The organism is Levilactobacillus yiduensis (assembly GCF_024718525.1).
In the GTDB taxonomy this organism is placed as follows: Bacteria; Bacillota; Bacilli; order Lactobacillales; family Lactobacillaceae; genus Levilactobacillus; species Levilactobacillus yiduensis.
Window position 1 is genome coordinate 1 of record NZ_JAMXAZ010000007.1, and the last position, 20,579, is coordinate 20,579.

At 55.0% G+C, this 20,579-nt stretch carries 16 protein-coding genes; 2 read left to right on the top strand and 14 right to left on the bottom strand.

All coding sequences use genetic code 11. The annotated features are described in order from the left end of the window. Nucleotides 1–101 precede the first annotated feature (101 nt). The gene (locus NGM66_RS05485; protein ID WP_258115434.1) at nucleotides 102–734 is read left to right on the top strand and encodes an XRE family transcriptional regulator; all 633 of its coding nucleotides are present in this window, start codon (nucleotides 102–104) and stop codon (nucleotides 732–734) included. Between the two features lie 3 nt (nucleotides 735–737). Here the strand turns inward: NGM66_RS05485 and NGM66_RS05490 are convergent, their stop codons facing one another. After that, complete coding sequence (locus tag NGM66_RS05490) at nucleotides 738–1,022, bottom strand: LlsX family protein (RefSeq protein WP_208909774.1); 285 nt, start codon at nucleotides 1,020–1,022, stop codon at nucleotides 738–740. A gap of 474 nt (nucleotides 1,023–1,496) precedes the next feature. On the opposite strand from NGM66_RS05490, the gene NGM66_RS05495 reads away from it, so the two are divergent. Further along, the gene (locus tag NGM66_RS05495) at nucleotides 1,497–4,598 is read left to right on the top strand and encodes a YhgE/Pip domain-containing protein (protein WP_208909775.1); all 3,102 of its coding nucleotides are present in this window, start codon (nucleotides 1,497–1,499) and stop codon (nucleotides 4,596–4,598) included. A 217-nt stretch (nucleotides 4,599–4,815) separates the two neighbouring features. Here NGM66_RS05495 and rplS read toward each other — a convergent pair whose 3' ends face one another. The 13 genes from rplS to smc all read right to left on the bottom strand — a co-directional run bounded on the left by rplS (nucleotide 4,816) and on the right by smc (nucleotide 20,574). Further along, nucleotides 4,816–5,172 (bottom strand): 50S ribosomal protein L19, encoded by a 357-nt coding sequence (gene rplS, locus NGM66_RS05500; RefSeq protein WP_048736156.1) that lies wholly within the window; start codon nucleotides 5,170–5,172, stop codon nucleotides 4,816–4,818. A gap of 112 nt (nucleotides 5,173–5,284) precedes the next feature. Next, the gene (gene trmD / locus NGM66_RS05505; protein ID WP_208909776.1) at nucleotides 5,285–6,064 is read right to left on the bottom strand and encodes a tRNA (guanosine(37)-N1)-methyltransferase TrmD; all 780 of its coding nucleotides are present in this window, start codon (nucleotides 6,062–6,064) and stop codon (nucleotides 5,285–5,287) included. Beyond that, a complete protein-coding gene (gene rimM / locus NGM66_RS05510) occupies nucleotides 6,064–6,582 on the bottom strand; it encodes a ribosome maturation factor RimM (protein ID WP_208909777.1) in 519 nt (172 codons plus the stop codon). The genes trmD and rimM overlap by 1 nt, the downstream gene beginning before the upstream one ends. 84 nt (nucleotides 6,583–6,666) lie before the next feature. Further along, on the bottom strand, nucleotides 6,667–6,927 hold the full coding sequence (locus NGM66_RS05515; RefSeq protein ID WP_208909778.1) for a KH domain-containing protein: 261 nt from the start codon (nucleotides 6,925–6,927) through the stop codon (nucleotides 6,667–6,669). A 9-nt stretch (nucleotides 6,928–6,936) separates the two neighbouring features. Beyond that, nucleotides 6,937–7,212 (bottom strand): 30S ribosomal protein S16, encoded by a 276-nt coding sequence (gene rpsP / locus NGM66_RS05520; protein ID WP_024525325.1) that lies wholly within the window; start codon nucleotides 7,210–7,212, stop codon nucleotides 6,937–6,939. A gap of 87 nt (nucleotides 7,213–7,299) precedes the next feature. Then, nucleotides 7,300–7,590, bottom strand: a complete 291-nt coding sequence (locus NGM66_RS05525) for a hypothetical protein (protein ID WP_245155239.1) — start codon at nucleotides 7,588–7,590, stop codon at nucleotides 7,300–7,302. After that, a complete protein-coding gene (locus NGM66_RS05530; RefSeq protein ID WP_208909780.1) occupies nucleotides 7,587–8,912 on the bottom strand; it encodes a vWA domain-containing protein in 1,326 nt (441 codons plus the stop codon). The genes NGM66_RS05525 and NGM66_RS05530 overlap by 4 nt, the downstream gene beginning before the upstream one ends. Before the next feature lie 3 nt (nucleotides 8,913–8,915). After that, nucleotides 8,916–10,091 carry an ATP-binding protein gene (locus NGM66_RS05535; protein ID WP_208909782.1) on the bottom strand — a complete coding sequence of 392 codons (1,176 nt, stop codon included), beginning with the start codon at nucleotides 10,089–10,091 and terminating at the stop codon, nucleotides 8,916–8,918. Nucleotides 10,092–10,183: 92 nt separating this feature from the next. Further along, on the bottom strand, nucleotides 10,184–12,832 hold the full coding sequence (locus NGM66_RS05540) for a cation-translocating P-type ATPase (protein WP_258115436.1): 2,649 nt from the start codon (nucleotides 12,830–12,832) through the stop codon (nucleotides 10,184–10,186). 442 nt (nucleotides 12,833–13,274) lie between these two features. Further along, nucleotides 13,275–14,720 carry a signal recognition particle protein gene (gene ffh / locus NGM66_RS05545; RefSeq protein ID WP_208909786.1) on the bottom strand — a complete coding sequence of 482 codons (1,446 nt, stop codon included), beginning with the start codon at nucleotides 14,718–14,720 and terminating at the stop codon, nucleotides 13,275–13,277. Nucleotides 14,721–14,739: 19 nt separating this feature from the next. Continuing rightward, a complete protein-coding gene (locus tag NGM66_RS05550; protein ID WP_258115437.1) occupies nucleotides 14,740–15,081 on the bottom strand; it encodes a putative DNA-binding protein in 342 nt (113 codons plus the stop codon). Between the two features lie 454 nt (nucleotides 15,082–15,535). Then, nucleotides 15,536–17,020, bottom strand: coding sequence for a signal recognition particle-docking protein FtsY (ftsY, locus tag NGM66_RS05555; protein WP_208909789.1), 1,485 nt, complete (start codon nucleotides 17,018–17,020; stop codon nucleotides 15,536–15,538). Next, entirely contained in the window at nucleotides 17,020–20,574 is a 3,555-nt protein-coding gene (smc, locus tag NGM66_RS05560) for a chromosome segregation protein SMC (protein WP_208909793.1), read from the bottom strand. The genes ftsY and smc overlap by 1 nt, the downstream gene beginning before the upstream one ends. Nucleotides 20,575–20,579 lie beyond the last annotated feature (5 nt).

Consider the following 20,579-nt stretch of genomic DNA (forward strand, 5'->3'; position numbering starts at 1 on the left):
CATAAGGGAAGGCATTCCCTATTTCTATACAATTCAGAAATCTTTTATGCATTTACACAAGATATTTTACGCTCTCAAATATTAGTTTGAACGCCATTTCCTTGGCACACGATTTTGATGTCAGTAACCGGGAAAATTTCAACACCCGCGTCAGTGACCTGTGCGCGCAGCACGACTACCGGCAATTACGCGATTATCTGAACAGTGAAGCCGTCCTGTCCGCAATTGAAACGGCAGATCAAACGCAGGCCTATTACTATTACCTGGGCGTTACTGACTTTCAGCTGGGCAGTCTGACCGCGGCCCAACAAAATTTCCGCCTCGCGCTCGCCAGTGCGGCAACCAAACGACCTACGGCGTTGACACGACTCTGTTACGGCTCACTAGGGCTGGTCGCCGCTTGCGAACAAAAACGACAAACGGCCACGACCGCTATTCAAGCAGCCCTGGCCTACCTTGATGAAACACCCTATGAGGAAAATCTCAACTGTCTCTTTTATTTGGCCGCCTATGCCCATGAAAAACTGGGAGATTCTGCCATTGCGGCGACCTATCTGAATCAAGGCATCGCTTTTGCCAGTGACCACAACTCTCACTACATGCTGGCCAACGACTACCACTTGTTGGCGCTGTTAAGTACGCACGCGGCAACCCCCACGTCGCCACTGATGGCCAAGCAATACGAAACCATGTTAACGACCCTATTTCACGAAAAAGTCTACGACGACTTTTAACTTTCAAGGAATCAACCGGTGTCTGAGTTCTAGCAAGGTAAATAACGCCACACTCCCACCCAGCCAAACTAGGCTCATTCCCTGATTTAAGGTCTGCCCACTCACTTGACCGGCCGTTCGGCTAAGGTGATAGAAAACTAGACCAAAGACGCGTAAATTCATTACAGCGGCGGGCCCCATGCGAATCGTCGCGTAGGCGGCCGAAATCACGACTGACAGTAGGCCCGCTATCACACACAAGCTGATCAGACTTTCCAAACACCAACGCCGCGCATTTACCTTAAACATGATGGTACCCCCTCTTTTAGCGGTAATCCTAGCACAGACCGCCCTAAGCAGTGACCCTCACAACCAAGTTAGGGCACATGATTAACTAAAATGCGGTTAAAAAAATCACCCGCCATTCCTGCGAATGGGCGAGTGATTTTGATTCCATGGTTTTATAATTTTTTTATGCTCGCAAAAAACACGGTTACTCAATATCACCTTGACCACATCTATTCCGCCATTCCACGAAAAAAATTAACTGGCCAAATGCCCAGTCAAATAAGACTTGGCTAACAGTTCATCAAAAATAAATCTTGCAATCTAAAACCTAGACGAGTAAGCTCCAAAGTATGGCTGAATTTTCAGCCTGTTTTTTAACGCAATTGCGACATGCCCTATACTAATTTCTCGGGGTGGACACAGATTAGTGTCAGGGCCTGCATTGTAATACAACATGCCATATACATTTTATGGTGTCACTGAGGAGTGTGGAACATGAAACATAAGTTTTTAACCGGCGGTGTCTTAACCGCCGGACTCGTACTACCCGTCGTTTGTGCCGGAATCGTCATCCATTCACTTTGGGACCCGTTCGGTCAGACAAGTCACTTACCAGTAGCCGTCGTGAATGAGGATCGCCCGGTTACATTTCAAGGCAAGCGCTTAGCAGTTGGTCAGCAAGTCGTGGACCAGCTCAAACACAACCACAAGCTGGGCTGGAAATTCCTCTCCGCTAAGGATGCCGCCGCGGGAATGCGCCACAATCGGTATTATACCGTCGTCACCATCCCCGCTAATTTCTCACAACACGCCACGACCGTGTCCACTAGTCATCCCCAAAAGATGCGCCTAGCCTACAAGACCAACGATTCGTTGAACTATATCGGGGAGATCATTAGCCAATCAGGCGCCGCTGAACTAAACACCGCCGTCAAACGGGCTGTGACCAAAGCGTACGCGCTGAGTATGTTTAAACAGATCAAATCCAGCGGACGTGGCTTTCAAACGGCCGCCAACGGCGCCACACAGCTCAAGGATGGCACCGTCACGCTGGCAGACGGCATGAATGTCTACACGACAGGTGTCACGAAGGTCAACAACGGCCTGCTCCAGCTGTCGACGAAGGTCCAGCAATTGCCAACTGGTGTTCAACGACTATCCGCGGGCGCTGATCAGTTATCGACCGGCCTCCAGACCCTTCAGGCCAAGACCCAGCCACTAGCCAGCGGTGTCACGCAACTGGCTACCGGGGCTAACCAAGTCGCGACCGGGTCTACGACACTCTCTGGTGGCCTGCAGCAACTGGCCACTAAGACACACCCACTGGCCAATGGCGTTACCCAGTTGGATAACGGTTCCGCCCAGGTCACGGCCGGGTTGAAAAAGCTCAATCGCCAGACTGGCGCGCTTGCCTCTGGCGTGGTCCAACTGGCCGATGGCAGTCAGGTGCTGGCCACGAGTACCGCTAAGTACGTCAACGGCGTTTATCAGGTCCATACGGGGATACAACAGCTGGATACGAATGGCCAAACGCTAGCTGGCGCCGTCTCCAAGCTAAGTGATGGCTCCTCGTCATTGGCCAATCAAGTGGCTGCGGGACAGGCTGACGTCAACAAGTTGGGAACAGCCGTGACTGACTTAAAGACTAAAGCTGCCAGTGGTGCCACCGACCTGCAGTCTCAGGGGGCCACGTTGCAGCAGGCTCTTCAGGCCCATTTAGGTGCTTTAGATAAGGCAATCGCCGGTAGCGCATCAGCCGCTAAATTGCAGGCCGTCCAAACCACGCTGACCAAACTGCAAGGCGCTTCCACAGCCAGCACCCCCGAGGCCACCCAAGCCGCAGCAAAACTAAAAACCGCGGTCGCCCAGTTGGATCATTCCCAAGAAGCATCGTCTTCGACTGGAATGACGCAAGCCGAAATCGACGCCAAAGTGAACGCCGTGGCCAAGGATACGCAAATGACCGCGGCACAAAAGTCTGCCATGACGGCGGCCCTAGCGGATGCTGGACAAAGTCAATCAGCCACCACAACGACTACGACCGCGGCCAAGTCAGCAGTCACGGCAGCGGCCAATGATCTCGTCTCGGCAAGTGCCACCGCAACACCGGATACGGCAACCACGCAAAAGACGGTAGCCACCCTAAAACGCGAGGTTGCGGCGTTAGCACCAACCAGCGAGGCAACGACCATGAGTGCCCTGCAACAGGTCACGCAAGATGTCCAACAACTCGGCACTTTATTCGCGACTATCACGAAAACAACGTCCGAACAAAATGAGGCCCTAAACCAACTCAACGGTGCCGTCAACACCGACAACAAGTCCCTCGTCAAACGGTACGGCGCCCTAGTCAGTGGCACCCAAGCCCTTTCAACCGGCCTGACGCAGGTCAATCAAAAGGTTCCAGCATTTACAGCAGGCGTGCAGCAATTGCTTGCCGGCAGCCAGCAGCTCGCCACCAACGGGCCAGCGCTGGTCACCGGTTCGCAACAATTGGCAGCCGGCACAGCCAAGTTCAAAGGCGGATTGCCAGCATTGACTGGTGGGGTAACGCAACTGCTCAATGGCTCACTCACCCTCACCAACGGGTTAGACCTCTTAAATGGCCAGCTACCGGCATTAACCGGTGGGATTGGCCGGTTGGTCGCTGGTGCCGGTCAGTTGACCACGGGCACCCACCAACTCTCTAACGGATTGACCCAACTCAACGGTCAGGTCCCTGCCTTGACTACCGGTGTTTCGCAGCTGGCTAACGGCGGGACTCAACTAAAAGGTGGGCTGCAAACGCTGAACCAGCAGGCACCCCAATTAGTCGCTGGTGTCGATCAATTAGCGACTGGTTCGCAAAAGTTAGCCGCCAATTCGCCTAAGCTGATGGCGGGAACCCAGAAGCTTCAACGGGGCAATGGCAAACTAGCCACGGCATTACAAGGCGGTGCTGATCAGGTGAAGGCCACGCCATTGACGGCCCAAACAGCCGACATGTTCGCTTCACCTTCTACCTTGGCCCATGAACGTTTCAGCTACGTTCCCAACTTCGGTCACGCCATCGCACCATTCGTGGTCTCGCTCCTCACTTTCTTAGGACTGACCGGCTTGGTCGTCTGGTTCGACTACCGTAAGCAGTTACAAACGCCACGGCAATTGGCCAACTTAACGGGATGGGTTCTGTTACAATCCCTGATTACCAGTGCCGGTATGGCTGTCATGCTCCAGGCGGCCCAACCATTTACGTTCATGGCCTTAACCGGACTGTTTGCCCTAGCCGTCCTAGTCGTTGAACTCGTGTTACGGTTCTTCATCGGTCGCCTGGCAGTTCTGGTAATCGGCGTCCTGTTCTTCTTACAGCTCTGCGTCGCCAATGGAATCTTCCCTGTCCAAACCGTGAAGACCCTCTACGCACCGCTAGCCAAGTTTTTACCCATCACGTACGCCAACCTGGGACTGACGCAAGCGCTCAGTGGGACTGGCATTAGTCCCGCGGTCCTGACCATGGGCATCAGCGCCGCAGTCGTCATCATTCTGATTGGTGGCGCGCTGATTGGGTTCAAGCTTATGCAACTCCAGACAGCGGCAACTGACGAACCTGGCAAATAAGTTTTAACAGTACGCACGACACTAACACTTATGACTAAATAAAGCAGGCCTACCGGTGACATTCTCACTGGTGGGCCTGCTTTATTTGGGTAGCTTAAATTTTTTGCGCTGATTGACAGCCATCTTCGCGTTCAAATGCTTTGGTGACCACGACCTGATGCAATCCTTTGTTATAAAAAAACCAACCACCGAAGTGATTGGTTTTTTAAGACGCAAATTAGTTGCGACGGCGTTCTGGGATCCGCGCTGCCTTACCGTTAAGTTCACGGAGGTAGTACAGCTTAGCACGACGTACACGACCTTGACGAATAACGTCAATCTTAGCAACACGTGGGGAGTGTAATGGGAAGATCCGTTCCACACCGACACCGTTACTGATCTTACGTACCGTGTAAGTTGCTTGGATGCCAGCACCCTTACGCTTGATTACGACACCTTCGAACAATTGGATACGTTCGCGGGTACCTTCGACGATACGGGCGTGAACCCGAACAGTGTCTCCGGCACGGAAGTCTGGAACATCGTCCCGTAATTGTTCTTGGTTGATCTTAGCAATTAAATTGTTTTGGCGCATAATATATTCTATCCTTTCGCCAACATTCATTCTCAGGAGCGACAGCGGAATGTTGTTTCTGTGGCTAAACAGCCAAAATTAAGTGTACCATATCTGAAAATGCCTGTAAAGGTTATTTTCTTGACTCCTGTTTGGCGGCTTGCCGTTCTTCCTCTTCAATACGGACATCGGCCAGTAAATGCTTCTGTTGCGCGGTCAACTTGTGGTGGTCGATCAAATCCGGCCGCCGCAGATAAGTCCGCCGCAGCGCTTCTTTTTGCCGCCACTCGTCGATTTTACCGTGGTTGCCACTGATCAACACGTCTGGGACCTTCATCCCCCGGAATTCAGCCGGTCGTGTGTATTGCGGGTATTCCAGCAAGCCCGAAGAAAAGGAATCACCTGGGGCCGACTCTGCGTTACCCAAGACACCCGGCAACAGCCGCACCGTCGCATCGATCATCACCATTGACGCCAATTCGCCCCCGGTCAAGACGAAGTCCCCCAAGGAGACCTCATCCGTCACCAGCGTGCGAATGCGCTCGTCATAGCCTTCATAATGCCCGCACAGGAAGGTTAGATGCTCTTCATGGGCAAATTCCTCGGCCACGTGCTGATCAAAGGTCACGCCGGCAGGATCGAGCAAAATGACCCGCCCCTTCGGCAAGCCTTCCGCTGCCGCTTGTTCTTCGGTGGCCTTGAGCGCATCGAAAATGGGTTGTGGTTGGAGCAACATACCAGCTCCGCCGCCAAACGGATAGTCGTCGACGTTACCGTGCTTATTGGTCGAATAATCACGGAAATTCGTCACGGGCATGGTCAAATGGCCGTTTTCAATGGCCTTGCCGACGATTGAGTCGTGCATTGGCCCTGAGAACATGTCGGGAAATAAACTTAACACATCGATTCGCATTACTCGAGTCCCTCCATCAATTCGACCGTGACTTGGCCGGCATCTAAGTCGACCTTCTTGACCACGTCATCAATCTTCGGCAATAACAGGTCGTCCTTGTCCGGCCGTGCCACGACCCAAACGTCGTTAGCGCCCGGCGACAGGATCTCTTTGATCTGGCCGAGTTCCTCACCGTCAACCGTGACGACCGTTAAGCCCACGATTTGGTGGTAGTAGTATTCACCCGGTTGTAAGTCGCTGGTCTCTAACTCATTGTCCGTGACCTTGAGCGTGCTCTGCTTGTAGATCTCCACGTCGTTAATGGACGGTTTGCCGGTGAACCCTAACAAGTAGAAGTTTTTGTGCTTGCGCATGGTCGCGACCGTCAATTGTACGGGTTGCGTTTGGCCCTTTTGAAAGGCGTAGAGCGTGGACCCGACCGCAAAGCGACTCTCCGGAAAATCCGTGGTCGCCACGACCCGGACCTCGCCCTTGATTCCATGGGTGTTCACAATGGTCCCTACCGTATAGTAAGCCATGTCAGTCGCCTCCTTTTTCATTCGTAATTTTTTAAAGTTTCCTAATTAATTGGGTAACAAAAAACTCGAGGAAACGTTGCCGCCTCACTCGAGTTTCTTTGCTGGGCGGTCATCAATGATGAGCCGGACCCGCTTGTTGCCTTGTACGCGCACGCTATAGACAATCGTCCGGATAGCCTGTGCGACACGGCCTTGTTTACCAATCACCCGTCCGACATCATCGGGGTGAACGGCTAACCGATATTCGTAGAAGCGTTCCGTTTCGACCGGCGTCACCACCAAGTCTTCGGGATGCTCCACGAGGGGGCTAACAATCGCTAGAATTAATGCCTTAAAATCGGTCATTGCTAATCACTACTTTTTAGTGTACTTAGCTTCATGGTATTGCTTCATGATCCCTGCGTTAGAGAGCAAAGTCTTAACCGTATCTGAAGGTTGAGCACCATTGTTCAACCAGTTCAAGATAGATTCTTCCTTTAACGTCACTTGGGCAGGTTGGGTAACTGGGTTGTAGGTCCCAACTTGTTCGATGAACCGACCATCACGAGGGCTCCGTGAATCGGCAACCACGACCCGGTAGAATGGGCGCTTCTTAGAACCCATCCGCTTTAAACGAATCTTAACTGACATGTAGACACCTCCTGTATTTCTTTCAACGTGTAATAATATACCAGTTTCTGGATATGATGTAAAGGGTTTTTTCTTTACACCTTGAAATTATTCAAAATTCCGTTGTAACCAGGCAATATCGTTCGGCGTTAATGACTGTCGATGGGCACCGATCCACGACTGAACCGCCGCGTAATTCGTGAAGTCGACAGTACTGTCGGCGACCCCCGCCGCTTGTAGGTCCTGAGCAAATTTCAAATCCGCAATCGTCATGGGTGCCTGAAACAACGGGTTTTCTTCGGCCCGCGCCGCCCACTCATCGGCCAAAATGGCCCGGGCGTTGCGAAAGGCCGCGTCTTGTTTGAGTAATGATCGTAATTCGCTGGGTGTCAATGTCATGATTGCGCCCTCCTTAAGGCTTGCCACTGCGGGTCGGCCGTCAGACTCACGACGGTTCCCGGGGCCTGCGTAACGGAAAATTCGGCGACAGGACTGGTCAGTAGCCATAGAACCGTGGCCGGCAACGTCGATTGGACCCGGTCTTCGCCATACCCATCCGTCAAGATGATCACGAGCGGCTGGCCTTGCCCAGCAAACAATCGCGGTAGGCTGTCAAACACCGCCTGGAACCGGGTGCCCCCGCCGCCCGTGCGCATGAGGCGCTGGGGGCGTTTCTCCAAGCGAAAGCCGGCCGTCTCGTCTACGACCGTATCAAACGGGTAAACGGTCACCTGCGCTGGATAAACGGCCAATAACGTGGCCATTTGCCCCAACAGGTAGCTGATCTCCTGGTTGCCCATTGACCCCGACTCATCGACGAAGACCGCCACCCGTTGCCAGGTCCGCACGATTTGACCAGGTAAGTCCATCCTGACCGGCTGGCGGCGGTTGAAGCGCCCGTAAGCCGCTTGCCGACCCGCGGGGACCTGACTAAGGCCGCGCTTTAAGACCGCCCGCCAATCCAGCGTTGGTCGCTGGGAGGCCACCGGCTGTAGAGCTGCTTGGACATGGCCCGGCAACGTCCCCCGTTGCTTAGCTGACAGCGTCGTGGCCACCGTTTGAAAGAGCTGTTGGCGCCACTGTTCACGCGTCTCTGCGGCGGCATCCGTCGCCGTTTGCCAGCCCGTGTGACCGTCAGCAATCGGCGTTGTTTCCCCAGCCGCGGGGCCGCCCGGTGTTAACGCTTGGTCCGTTATCTCTTGTTGGGCTTGCCAGTGGCGTAACTGGCGCAGATAGACGGCCGAATCCTGACGTGGTTCGACCGGTTCTTGAAGCAGCTCGCCCAACCGCCGACTGGTCACGGCATTGCGCGGCAAGTCGGTGAGATAGTCATTGACGGCCGCGTCGGTCGCCCAGCGGACCAAACCGGCCTGCGCGCTGGTCTGTACAGCCGTTGCGTAGCGTTGCGGGTGACGCCACAACAGGTGCAACACCGTGTGCCGCAACATGTCCAGGAACTGGGCACCCGTCCAGTCCGTTTGGGCCAATGCCCCCGGTTGGAGCTGGAGTTGCCACTCTTGCGGCGTCGCGGTCAGTCCCAGTGGGGCTTGCTGCTGCGGTGTCGCAGGGACCACCCGCAGCCGACTGAGCACGTGTCCGTAAAAGGCGTCGTGTTGCAACAAATACAGCACGCCATGCCGGTATGCCGTCTCCGTCAAACGGGGTTGGTCCGCCACTGTGGCTTGACGCACCCGATTGAGGTCTTCGGTCAAACTGCTCATGGGCTACACCTCGATTTCGCTACTGCGTTTGCCAATCAGCGTCAACTGTTGATAGAGCTGGGCCACGGCCGGCCGCTCAGTCTGCACCGCGGCCAACTGTTCCAACAAGTCTTCCTGGTCAGCCAGGCGTTGGGCGATGGCAAATTGTCCATCCGGTGGACAGGCCGCCAACAGCGCACTAAATCGCGCCGCGGTCGTGGCGGTGGTCAGCGGCCAAGCACTATCCGCCAGACAATTTTGTAGAATCGTCTGCTGCTGAGCTGGCGTCAGTGTTTGAAACGTCGCGACGGCGTCCGGTGCGCCCAGGGCCTGGGCTACCGTCAATCCCGGATGTTGACGCAAGATTTCACTGGCAAACGCGGTCCCCACACTGACGCCCAAGTTACCTTGCATCAGGGCAGTCACCACCGCCGTTTGCCCCCAGAGGCCCTGGGCCGTCAGTTCACGTAGCGCTCGTGAGACCCGTTCCCAGGCCCGTGGCGTCGGTTGGAGGTCATCGTCCACGGCGTTGGCCGTTGCCGTGACCTGTAAGTCGGCCGGATGCTCTTGTAAATACGCCGTCACCAACGGGTCGATGCGCGGTTGTCCCGCCACGGTCGCCGTCGCCCATTTCAGCCAGGTCGGCGTATCGGCCTGTAAGATCAAACGGGTGGTCCGGTCGGCGATTGCCGCATCCCCCGGCGTCACCCCGTAATGGCTCTGGGAAAAGCCGGCCATCGTGGCGTCCGGGTTCTCTGCTAAGATCAAGTGGACCTGTGGCGGTAAGGTCAGCGTATTGATCTGCCGCTGTAATACCAGGTTCATGAGCTCACTTTGCACGGCCTGGGTGCCACGGTTGAATTCGTCCAAGAACCAAATGATTTCCTGATCAGGGTGGGCCTCGGCGTAGCGAATCATGGCCACCAGCGTATGGGAATAACCGAATTGCACATCGGCCAATGACCCGTATTTCGCCGTTTGGACGAACGAATCACTGGTCAGTGGCGGCACCGGAATGACCAGGTCACCCTTCTCAACCAGGCTGACCACGGTCGTAAATAACTTGGCCTGCCGCTGCTGCGCGAGATCAGCCACCAGAGCGGACTTGCCGATCCCCGCCTCACCCACGATGGTGGGCACGGCGCCGCTAGCCAAGACCACCGCCGTCGCCTGTAAACACGCTTGATACGTTAATGCCATACGCACATTCCTCCTTTTCAGCCCACAAGAAAACCCCACCGCACCTGCGAATGGGGTTCTATCAGACTAGTCAGCCAGTTCGCAAGTTAGTCTTATTTTAACATGCGTCGCTGAAAGAATTTAACAATTTCCACGATAACGATCATCATGAACGAAGCCGCCAAGACGATCCCCCATTGGAACAGGTCCAGATGGGCCACGTGGAACATGCTGTTCAAGCCAGGCACCAAGATCGTCATGGCCAGTAAGGCAAAGACAATCAGGATGGCCCAGTTGAAGAATTTGTTTTTGAACAAACCAACGGTAAAGATTGACCCATGAATCGACTTAGAGTTGAAAGCGTGGAACAGCTGAATCAGCCCCAGTGTGGCAAACGCCATGGTCAAGGCGTCGGCGTGGATCAGACTGGTCGTTGCGTGCACCGGATACGTCAGTGCCAGCCAGTAGACGAACAGGGTGATGCCTCCCTCTAGCAGGCCCTGGTAGATGATGCCGCCCAAGACCCCACCGGAAAAGAAGTTCGACTTGCGGCCCCGCGGCGGCTGTTTCATAATGTTGCGCTCCATGGGTTCAACACCCAATGCAATGGCGGGCAGCGTATCAGTCACCAGGTTGATCCACAGGATGTGGACCGGTGCTAAGATCTGCCAGCCCAACATGGTCATCATGAACAGCGTGAGGACTTCCCCCAGGTTGGCGGACAACAGGTACTGGATGGCCTTTTGAATGTTGGCAAAGACCTTCCGTCCCTCTTCGACCGCTACCACGATGGTCGAGAAATTATCATCGGCTAAGACCATATCACTGGCCCCCTTGGAGACCTCGGTCCCGGTGATCCCCATGCCGATACCGATATCAGCGGCCTTGAGGGCGGGGGCATCGTTGACCCCATCCCCGGTCATGGCCACGACCTTGCCGCGCTTTTGCCAGGCGTTCACGATTCGCACCTTGTGTTCGGGGGCGACCCGAGCATAGACGGCGTAATCACTGACCTTTTTGGCAAATGTGGCGTCGTCCATGGCGTCTAACTCGGCCCCGGTGATCACGGACTGGGTCTCGCCTTTTTCAATGATTCCCAACCGCGCCGCAATGGCTGCCGCCGTATCCCGGTGGTCCCCGGTGATCATCATTGGCCGAATCCCGGCTGATTTGGCATCAGCCACCGCCTGGGCAACTTCTGGCCGTTCAGGGTCGATCATGCCGACCATCCCGGCCAAGATCAAGTCATTTTCCACGGCTTGGCTGGTCAACTCAGCCGGCACTTGGTCTACGATGCGGTAGGCAAAGGCCAAGACCCGCAGCGCTTGCGTGGCCATCTGGTGATTGGTGTCTAAGATCTGTTGCCGGTCGCCATCGCTCAGTGGCGCCACCGCGTCCACCTGAGCCAAGCGTGTGACCCGTTTGAGCAACTCATCCGGCGCGCCCTTCACGGCGATCAGGAAACGACCGTCGGCTAATGGGTGCACCGTTGACATCAATTTTCGTTCGGAATCAAACGGAATTTCGGCAACCCGTGGCATCGCTGCCAGGACCTTTTCGACGGGGTACTGCCGGTCCATTTGGTACTGAACCAGCGCCGTTTCGGTCGGGTCACCCGCCAGGCCGTCCGTTGTAATCTTGGTGTCGTTACTTAGAATCATGACTTGGGCCAATCGATTCTCCTGGTCAAAATCGACCGTATGGGCATCGGTCAGTTGCAAGTTTTCATAAACCTTTTCGACCGTCATCTTGTTTTGCGTCAGCGTCCCGGTCTTATCCGAGGCGATGATGTCGGTACTCCCCAGTGTTTCCACCGCCGGCAGCTTGCGGACGATGGCGTGCCGCTTAGCCATACGTTGCGTCCCTAAGGCCAAGGTGATTGTCACGATGGCCGGCAAGCCTTCTGGAATGGCCGCCACGGCTAAGGAAATGGCCGTCAGCAGCATGTCGATCAGGCTCTCGGCCTGGCGCCACATTCCCATGGCAAAGACGATGGCCGCAATCACTAAGATCAAGATGGTCAGCGACTTCCCCAGTTGCGTCAGATTCGCCTGCAGCGGTGTGGTGGTCTCGTCGGCGGCTTCGATCATTCCGGCGATCCGGCCAACCTCCGTCTGCATGCCCGTGGCCACAACGACCCCGGTTGCCCGACCATAGGTGACGTTAGAATTCATAAACGCCATGTTGTGGCGGTCACCGATGGGCAGGTCACTGCCAGTCAGGGTGCCTTCCGCCTTTTCCACTGGTACAGATTCCCCAGTCAACGCGGATTCCTCGACCTTCAGTGAGGCCACGTCGATCAAACGCAAATCGGCGGGGATAATGTCGCCCGCTTCCAACAAGACGATGTCTCCCACGACCAACTCGTCGCTTTTGACCGTCATGACCTGATTGTCCCGTCGAATCGTGGCGTTGGGTGCGGACATTTCCTTCAGGGCATTAATCGCTTCCTCGGCTTTGGCCTCCTGGAAGACCCCGAAGACGGCGTTTAAGACCACCACGATCAAGATGATCACGGCATCGACGACTTCCCCGGTCAACCCGGCAATCAACGCCGCGACCAGTAAAACGATGATCATGAAGTCCTTGAACTGGGCAATGAACTTCTGTAGCAGTGACGTGGTTTTCTGTTGGTTCAAGGCGTTACGCCCATTTTGTGCGAGCCGCTCCTGCGCGGTGGCTGAGCTCAGCCCTTGTTCCCCCGTCTGAAACCGCTGATACAAAGCGGTGACGGTTTCCTGATAAAACGGTAATTTGGCCATTGGCGCTTTTCCTCCTATGATGTGCCGTGCAGCCCATCTTCGACCATTTAGAAGTCAAAAAAGAGGCTTACGCGTGCACACAAAAAATTTGTGCTCACACATAAGTCTCACTATTTAAGGCAATCCCGGATTGACCCACATCACCGGGCCAAAAGCATCTTGCTGACGGGTATTGCCGCAGAAATATTCTGCTAGTTACTCCCTTATGGTTGCTTTAGGGGTAGTATACCGGAATAATTGCTCGCCGTCTACCCAAAAGTCATCAAAAAGTTAATAGTGTTGGTAAGTTTTCGCTAAATTATTCCCAGCTATTACCCGTTTGGACTGGCACGTGATCGGTGAATCTGGACAGGAAACGACTGCCACCTTACGCGTAGAGTTGGCAGTTGTCTGCATCAAAAAGCAGCGCTGACCTTATGCCAGCACTGCCCTTCACTAACGCCTAACGCCGCTTTTTGCGCTTCAGCCGTTTCTTTTTATTCTTTTTCATTTGCCGCGTCATCCGGTTCATGGCCATCTTTTGCATCCGGCCACCGATGCCGCCGCCCATGCCAGAGTTGCCCATGAGCTGCTCCATCCCGGACATGTTGCCCTTGGAGACTTGATTCATCATTTTCTTCATTTGGTTGAACTGCTTGATCATCCGGTTCACCTCATGAATCGGTCGACCAGAACCAGCCGCAATCCGTCGCCGCCGTGAAGGGTTCAACACGTCGGGGTTGGTCCGTTCTTGGGGCGTCATCGAGTAGACGACGGCCTTCAAATGATTCATATCCTTGGGGTCGACCTGGGCGTTTTTCAGCGCCGGGTTATTGGCCATTCCGGGAATCATCTTCATCAGCTCATCCATTGGCCCCATCTTTTGGATCTGTTCGATCTGGTCCAAGAAGTCGTTGAAGTCAAAGGAATTTTCCTGAATCTTTTCGGTCAGTTCCTTGGCTTGCTTCTCGTCGTATTCCTTTTGGGTCTTTTCAATCAGGGAGAGCATGTCGCCCATGCCCAAGATCCGTGACGCCATCCGGTCGGGGTGGAAGACGTCTAAGTCGGTCATCTTTTCCCCTTGCCCGATGAACTTGATTGGCTTGCCAGTGACGGAGCGAATCGACAATGCGGCCCCACCACGGGTGTCACCATCTAACTTGGTCAAAACGACCCCGGTCACGTCGAGCTTACCGTTAAACCCTTCGGCGGTGGCCACGGCGTTTTGCCCCGTCATGGCATCGACCGTCAACAGGATTTCGTCTGGGTGCGCTAGTTCCTTGATGTTGGCCAGCTCATCCATCAGTTGCTCGTCGATCTGTAAACGACCAGCCGTATCGATGATGACGTAATCGTTGTGGTCCTTTTCCGCCTGGGCTAACCCTTGGCGAACGATTTCCACGGGATCCACGTCGGTCCCCAGCTGGAAGACGGGAACGTCAATGCCGGCAGCCACTTGAACCAATTGGTCAATGGCGGCTGGCCGGTAAACGTCGCCCGCAATCATTAACGGTCGCGCGTTTTCTTCATTTTTCAACTTCAGGGCCAATTTACCAGCGGTCGTCGTTTTCCCGGCCCCTTGGAGCCCGACCATCATGATGATCGTTGGAATCTTGGCGGACTTGTTCAACGGAACTGCTTCGTCCCCCATAGTCTTGGTCAACTCTTCGTCAACGATCTTGACGATTTGTTGGGCAGGGTTCAAGCCTTCTAAGACATCGGCCCCCATGGCCCGGTCACGAACCTGCTTCACAAAGTCCTTGACCACGGTAAAGTTAACGTCAGCTTCCAGTAAGGCCAGTCGAATCTCTCGCATGGTTTCGCGCAGGTCACTTTCAGAGACTTTACCTTTGCCTCGAAGCTTGCGCATTGCGTTTTGTAGTCGTTCAGTTAATCCTTCAAACGCCATTCGTTTTGCCACCTAACTTTCATTGTTCTTCTAGATTTTCGAGTCCCACGACCAACCGATTGAGCTTGGCATCTTGCGGGTATTTGGCCGCCACGTAGACCTGAATCTCGTCAGCCTGCGCATTGCGTGCCGTAAATTCTTGATAAAGGTGCAGCTTGGCTTCATAATCCTCGAGAATTTTTTCCGTTCGCCGAAGATTATCGTAAACCGCCTGGCGACTCACGTTAAACTCTTCTGCAATTTCGCCCAGTGAATAATCATCACCGTAATATAACTGCATATAATTATTCTGCTTTGCGGTCAGTAGCGGCTGGTAGAACGCAAATAAGGAATTAATCCGATAATTTTTTTCAATTTCCATGATGGTCCTCCAGTTCGTGTCACACTCTACCAGAATACCGATTTTTCGCGGTTTCGTCAATTTTTTTAGCTGATTTCACTGGTAAACGTGAAATCAGTTGGTATGTTCAACATGGTTGGCGCTGGCCGCCTACCGTTCGCCAAATATGGGTCGGTTCGCTGTGGGCGGACGGGTCGAGCCAAAGACCGGTCTCGACACCTCGGCTGAACCCATATTTGGCGAACTCTCGGCTACAATAGTACTTTCACATGACCAACCGTTTAGCCCTTATCAGACTGATTGCCCAGTTAACTCCAAGCTGACATAACGTCTAACAAGGTTACTTCAGGGCATTCCCCAGCTGGTTCCAGATTCCAACGGTTACCGATGCCGCCCAAGCCTAAACTGCAAACCTGACGCTAACCAAAAAACGACCACCCGCCAATATCAGCGTCGGTCGCTTCCAGTAAAAAAATTAAGCCTTTTTCTCCAAAGCATTGACATCAATTAAGCCCTTAAACAAGCCGTAGACAAACTCATTCGGATCAAATGGCCGTAAGTCTGAAATCTGTTCGCCCAGGCCAATGAACTTCACGGGTACGTGGAGCTCGTTGCGAATCGCCAACACGATTCCCCCACGCGCCGTTCCGTCCAGCTTGGTCAAGACAATTCCGGTCACGTCCGTGGATTCCTTGAACAGCTTGGCCTGCGTCAAGGCATTTTGCCCCGTCGTTGCGTCCAAGACTAACAAGACTTCGTGCGGCGCGTCCGGAATTTCTCGGGTGATGATTCGCTTCATCTTCTCCAACTCGTTCATCAGGTTGACCTTATTTTGCAGCCGGCCCGCGGTATCCACGAATAGGATGTCGTAGTCTTCCTGCTTAGCCTTTTGCACGGCGTCAAAGACCACCGCGGCGGGATCGGATTGTGGCTTACCCGTCACAATGTCCACGTCAGCCCGTTTCGCCCAGACGTCCAATTGCTCGGTCGCCCCGGCCCGGAATGTATCGGCCGCCGCCAACAAGACCTTCTTACCGTCTTGATGGAACCGGTTGGCCATCTTCCCAATGGTCGTGGTCTTGCCGACACCGTTGACCCCGACAAATAGGATCACGGTTGGCCCCTCACTGGCCATATTCAACGCGGTACTTTCGTTATTGCCAGCCGCATCATAAATCTCGACTAGTTTTTCCACCACCACATTTTGCACGTCCGCGGACTTCTTAGCATTTTGCAACTTGACCTCGTCACGCAACTCATCGCTGAGCTTAACGGCCATGTCAAAGCCAACATCGGCGCCAATCAGGGTCTCCTCCAAGTCATCGAAGAAGCCTTCATCCACGTGCCGGAAGTTCGCCAATAAGGCGTTCAGTCGTTGGCCAAATGTGGTCCGAGTCTTTTCCAATCCCTTGTCGTAGAGCTGTTCGTCCGTCTTCTCGGCGGATTCAGCGGCTTTTTCCGCTGGCGCTGCTGGTGCCGCAGCCGGTGTTTCTGTTGCGGCCGACGTCGTGGTTGGTGCCTCACTGGCAGCTGCGGGTTCAGCCGCCGCACTGACTGGTGCTTCACTTTCAGCCATTGGTGCTTCACTGGCCACCGACGTTGGTGCCACCGAGGTTGCCGGTGCACTGGACTCTGCCGCGCTAGAAGCCGCCTCACTGGTGGAGACGGATTCGGCAGCTGACTCGGCTTCAGTAGCAGATTCGGCTACCGCTGAAGATTGGGGCGTGGCCTCACTGGCTACCGATTCCGGAGCGCTAGATTTTGCCACTGCACTACTGGCGTCGCTGCTAGGTGCCACCTCGCTAGTCGCCGCACTGCTAGCGACGGGTGTTTCACTGGCACTGTCCGGTGTAGGTGTAGCCTCACTGGCCGCAGAAGAGACCGCCGCTTCACTACTAGCCGGCGCCTCGCTGGTGGGTTCCTTTTTGGCACGCCGACGAAAAATATCAAATAATCCCATTAGGATTGCTTCCTTTCCTGAGTGGTTTCTTGGTCCAAATCAACGGCGACCATTTTTGAGACGCCGGATTCTTGCATCGTGACCCCGTAAAGGATATCGGCTTGCACCATGGTTTCCTTTCGGTGGGTGATCACGATAAATTGGGTCTGGTCCTGGAATTGGTGGATGTAGCGGGCAAACCGGGTCACGTTGGCCGGGTCAAGGGCCGCCTCCACCTCATCCAAAATACAGAACGGAACGGGTTGAACTTGTAAGATAGCAAATAATAAGGTGATGGCCGTCAACGCCCGCTCGCCCCCGGAAAGTAAGCCCATGTTCTGGAACTTCTTGCCCGGTGGCTGGGCCATGATGTCCACGCCAGTCGTCAAGAGATCATGCGGGTCAGTCAAGACCAATTCGGCCTTGCCACCGCCAAACATCTGCTTGAAGGTCGCGGTGAATTTCGCCGCCACTTGGTCGAAGCTGGCCTTGAACCGACTCTTGACTTGACCATCGAGTTCGGTCATGGTGGCCGTCAATTGTTCCTTGGCCGTGACCAAGTCATCGCGTTGCTGGGTCAAGAAGTCGTAGCGTTCCTTGACCTCACGATACTCATCGATGGCGTTCACGTTGACCGTCCCAATCTCGTCTAAGCCCTTCTTCAAGAGCTTCAACTGCACGGCCAGTTCATCGGCCGGCAAATCGCTGACATCCTGTTCGGCCGCCGCCAAACTCAGCTGATACTTCTCAGCCAACTGATTTTGTTGCTGGTCGATCAGTGCCGCCAGACGCGTCTGCTGGACCTGGGCCGCTTGGAAATCATCATTGGCCAGTTGCAGTAAGCCGCTGGTCCGTTGATTGGCCGTCTCGGCGGTTGCCAACTGATCATTGACCGTAGTCAACTGCTCATCGGTCGCCGTCAACGATTGTTGGACGGTCTCCCGGTCCGCTTGCGCCTGGGCCAATTGTTGCTTGGCCGCAGCCGGCGTGAGGGCCGTTTGCTGGGTCACCTCAGTCAGCTGGGCGGACACCTGTGCCACCTGCTGCTGATCTGCGGAAATGTCGGCCAGCAACGACTTGACCGTGTCACGCTGTTGTTGATGGCGTTCCTTGGCACCGGCCAGCCAGGTCTGTTTGGCCGTTAAAGCCGTTTGCTTTTGTGACTGCTCCGCCGTGACCATGGTGATCTTTTGTTGTAACGCTGTGATGGCCTTTTCCGTAGTGGTTACCTGGGCCTCGCCGGCTTGAATCTGTTGGGCCAGCTGACTGCTCTGGTCATCGGCGTCACTGGCCTGAGCCTGCTGAATTTCTAGCTCAGCGGCCTTGACCTGTCGATTGGCCTGGTCCAACGTCGTCTTGGCGCTGGCCAACTGGTCGTCCAATTGCCGACACTTGGGTTGTAGGTCATTGATGGTGCTCTGTAAGTCTTGGCTTTTCTGCTCGCTGGTCGCCAATGCCGCCCGTTGCGCCTTGATCTTGGCTTCCTGGGCGTTTAGCGACTGCTGCATTTGCGCAATGCTGGCCTGGAGCTGTTGGAGCTCTTGTTGTTGGCGGAGCACGCTACTGTGAGTCTGCCGCGTTTGTCCCCCCGTGATGGCCCCACTGGCACTAACCACGTCACCGGCCAGGCTCACCACGCGATACCGGTGGTGAATCCGCTGGCTGATGGCCACGGCCGTATCTAGATTGGCCGCAAAAATGGTGGTGCCCAATAGGTAGCCTAAAATCGTTTCGGCGGCCTGGTCGATCTTGACCAGATCACTCCCGACTCCCAAGAAGCCCGGCAAATTGCGGACCTGCTGTAAGGTGTTGTGATCCAGTTGCCGCCCATGCACCGTGCTTAGGGGCAGGAACGTTGCCCGCCCAGCCCGGTGCTCACGCAGGTATCCGACCGCGGCCTTGGCCGTCGTTTCATCATCGACCACGACCTGTTGTAGTTGGCCGCCCAAGGCGTATTCCACCGCGGTGGTGTAGCGTTCGGGCACTGTCAGGAGTTCTGAGACCGCCCCGAGGAGTCCCCGGAAATGGTCCCGTTGCTTCAAGATGGCCCGGACGCCTTGATAAAAGCCGCCGTATTCCGCGGAAGACGCCTGTTGGCTCGCCGCCTTGGTCTGCGCGCGTTGGTAGACCTCGAGGGCTGCTTGCCAGTTGTGCTGGAGCGTTTGGTACTGTTGCTGGTGCTGTTGGTACGCGCCGGCTTCGGTATCCAAGGCCTGTTCCGCTTGGTTTAACGCGGCCTTTTGCGTCGTGGCCTGAGCATCTAGCTCAGTGACCGCCTGTTGGGCCGCTTTGGCTTGGTCCTGTAACGTGGCCAATTGTTCGGCCACCCGCTTGCCTTGTTGCTGCATGCGTTCTTGATTCTGTTGTAAATATTGGCGTTGGTTACGCCAGTTGGCAACGGCCTGTTTCTGGTCGAAATACGTTGCGCGCTGGTCTTCCAGCTGTTGACGCAGGTCCGCAATCGTCTGGGGATCCGTGGCCGCCGTCAGTTCGCGGGCTTCACGTTTTGCCGTCTTCATCGCCGCCGTCAACTCATCGATGGACGCCTGAGCCTGGGTCAACGCGTCTTGATTTTCCGCCAACTGGGCCTTCAGGGTGGCCAGTTGGTCTTCTAACCGTTGACGTTGTTCGTCTTGGTGCTTTTGTTGCTCGCCGGACAGATTGACCTGGCCTTGCCGTTGCTCGACCAATTGGGTGGCTTGCACCAGCTGTGCCTGTAACGCATCCTTTTGGGTGAGCAGCTCGGTCTGTTGGCGTTTTAACGCCGTGACCGTCTCCGTTTGGGTCTTTTCTGCCGCCTGGTGTTGGGCCACCTGCTGTTGCTTGTCGGTGACCTGCGCATCAGCCGTCTGCTTTTGGGTCATCTCGGTGTGTAATTGCCGCACCAGTTGGGTTCGGTCCAGCAGTGCGAATTTCTGCTGCTGGTCCAAATAATCCTGAGCCAGATTGCTCTGCTCTTCCAGCGGCTGCACACGGCCTTCCAGCTCCGCGATGATGTCTTCGACCCGGTGCAGGTACGCCATGGTGTCGTCCAGTTCACGCTGGGCCTTTTCCTTGTGCTTCCGGTACTTGTAAACGCCGGCCACTTCTTCAATGATATTGCGCCGGTCTTCTGGCTTACTGTTGAAAATGGCCTCGACGCGCCCCTGAGAAATAATGGAGAAAGAATCTTGCCCCATCCCCGAATCCATCAGGAGTTCCGTAATATCCTTGAGTCGACAGCTCTGCCCGTTCAGTTGGTAATCCGAATCACCCGAGCGATACAAGATCCGACTGATGGTCAGCTCCGTGTAATCGCTCTTCAGGTAGTGATCGCTATTGTCCAACGTAATCGACACGGCGGCCCGATTCAACGGGTGCCGGTCAGCCGAACCCGCAAAGATCACGTCGGGCATCTTACTTCCCCGCAAGCTTTTGGCGGATTGTTCCCCCAAGACCCACCGAACGGCTTCGGAAATGTTACTCTTACCGCTCCCATTTGGGCCGACGATGCCAGTCATCCCCGGCAAAAAGTCAATTCGGGTTTTATCCGCAAAGGACTTGAACCCGCTAATTTCTAATGTCTTTAACCGCATCGTTA

What these genes read in the sequence shown, in the direction of transcription:
- smc (WP_208909793.1), bottom strand. Translation starts at nt 20,574, where the DNA reads ATGCGGTTAAAGACATTAGAAATTAGCGGGTTCAAGTCCTTTGCGGAT.
- NGM66_RS05490 (WP_208909774.1), bottom strand. Translation starts at nt 1,022, where the DNA reads ATGTTTAAGGTAAATGCGCGGCGTTGGTGTTTGGAAAGTCTGATCAGC.
- rpsP (WP_024525325.1), bottom strand. Translation starts at nt 7,212, where the DNA reads ATGTCAGTTAAGATTCGTTTAAAGCGGATGGGTTCTAAGAAGCGCCCA.
- NGM66_RS05515 (WP_208909778.1), bottom strand. Translation starts at nt 6,927, where the DNA reads ATGACCGATTTTAAGGCATTAATTCTAGCGATTGTTAGCCCCCTCGTG.
- NGM66_RS05530 (WP_208909780.1), bottom strand. Translation starts at nt 8,912, where the DNA reads ATGAGCAGTTTGACCGAAGACCTCAATCGGGTGCGTCAAGCCACAGTG.
- NGM66_RS05495 (WP_208909775.1), top strand. Translation starts at nt 1,497, where the DNA reads ATGAAACATAAGTTTTTAACCGGCGGTGTCTTAACCGCCGGACTCGTA.
- trmD (WP_208909776.1), bottom strand. Translation starts at nt 6,064, where the DNA reads ATGCGAATCGATGTGTTAAGTTTATTTCCCGACATGTTCTCAGGGCCA.
- NGM66_RS05550 (WP_258115437.1), bottom strand. Translation starts at nt 15,081, where the DNA reads ATGGAAATTGAAAAAAATTATCGGATTAATTCCTTATTTGCGTTCTAC.
- NGM66_RS05535 (WP_208909782.1), bottom strand. Translation starts at nt 10,091, where the DNA reads ATGGCATTAACGTATCAAGCGTGTTTACAGGCGACGGCGGTGGTCTTG.
- ffh (WP_208909786.1), bottom strand. Translation starts at nt 14,720, where the DNA reads ATGGCGTTTGAAGGATTAACTGAACGACTACAAAACGCAATGCGCAAG.
- NGM66_RS05525 (WP_245155239.1), bottom strand. Translation starts at nt 7,590, where the DNA reads ATGACATTGACACCCAGCGAATTACGATCATTACTCAAACAAGACGCG.
- rimM (WP_208909777.1), bottom strand. Translation starts at nt 6,582, where the DNA reads ATGGCTTACTATACGGTAGGGACCATTGTGAACACCCATGGAATCAAG.
- rplS (WP_048736156.1), bottom strand. Translation starts at nt 5,172, where the DNA reads ATGCGCCAAAACAATTTAATTGCTAAGATCAACCAAGAACAATTACGG.
- NGM66_RS05540 (WP_258115436.1), bottom strand. Translation starts at nt 12,832, where the DNA reads ATGGCCAAATTACCGTTTTATCAGGAAACCGTCACCGCTTTGTATCAG.
- ftsY (WP_208909789.1), bottom strand. Translation starts at nt 17,020, where the DNA reads ATGGGATTATTTGATATTTTTCGTCGGCGTGCCAAAAAGGAACCCACC.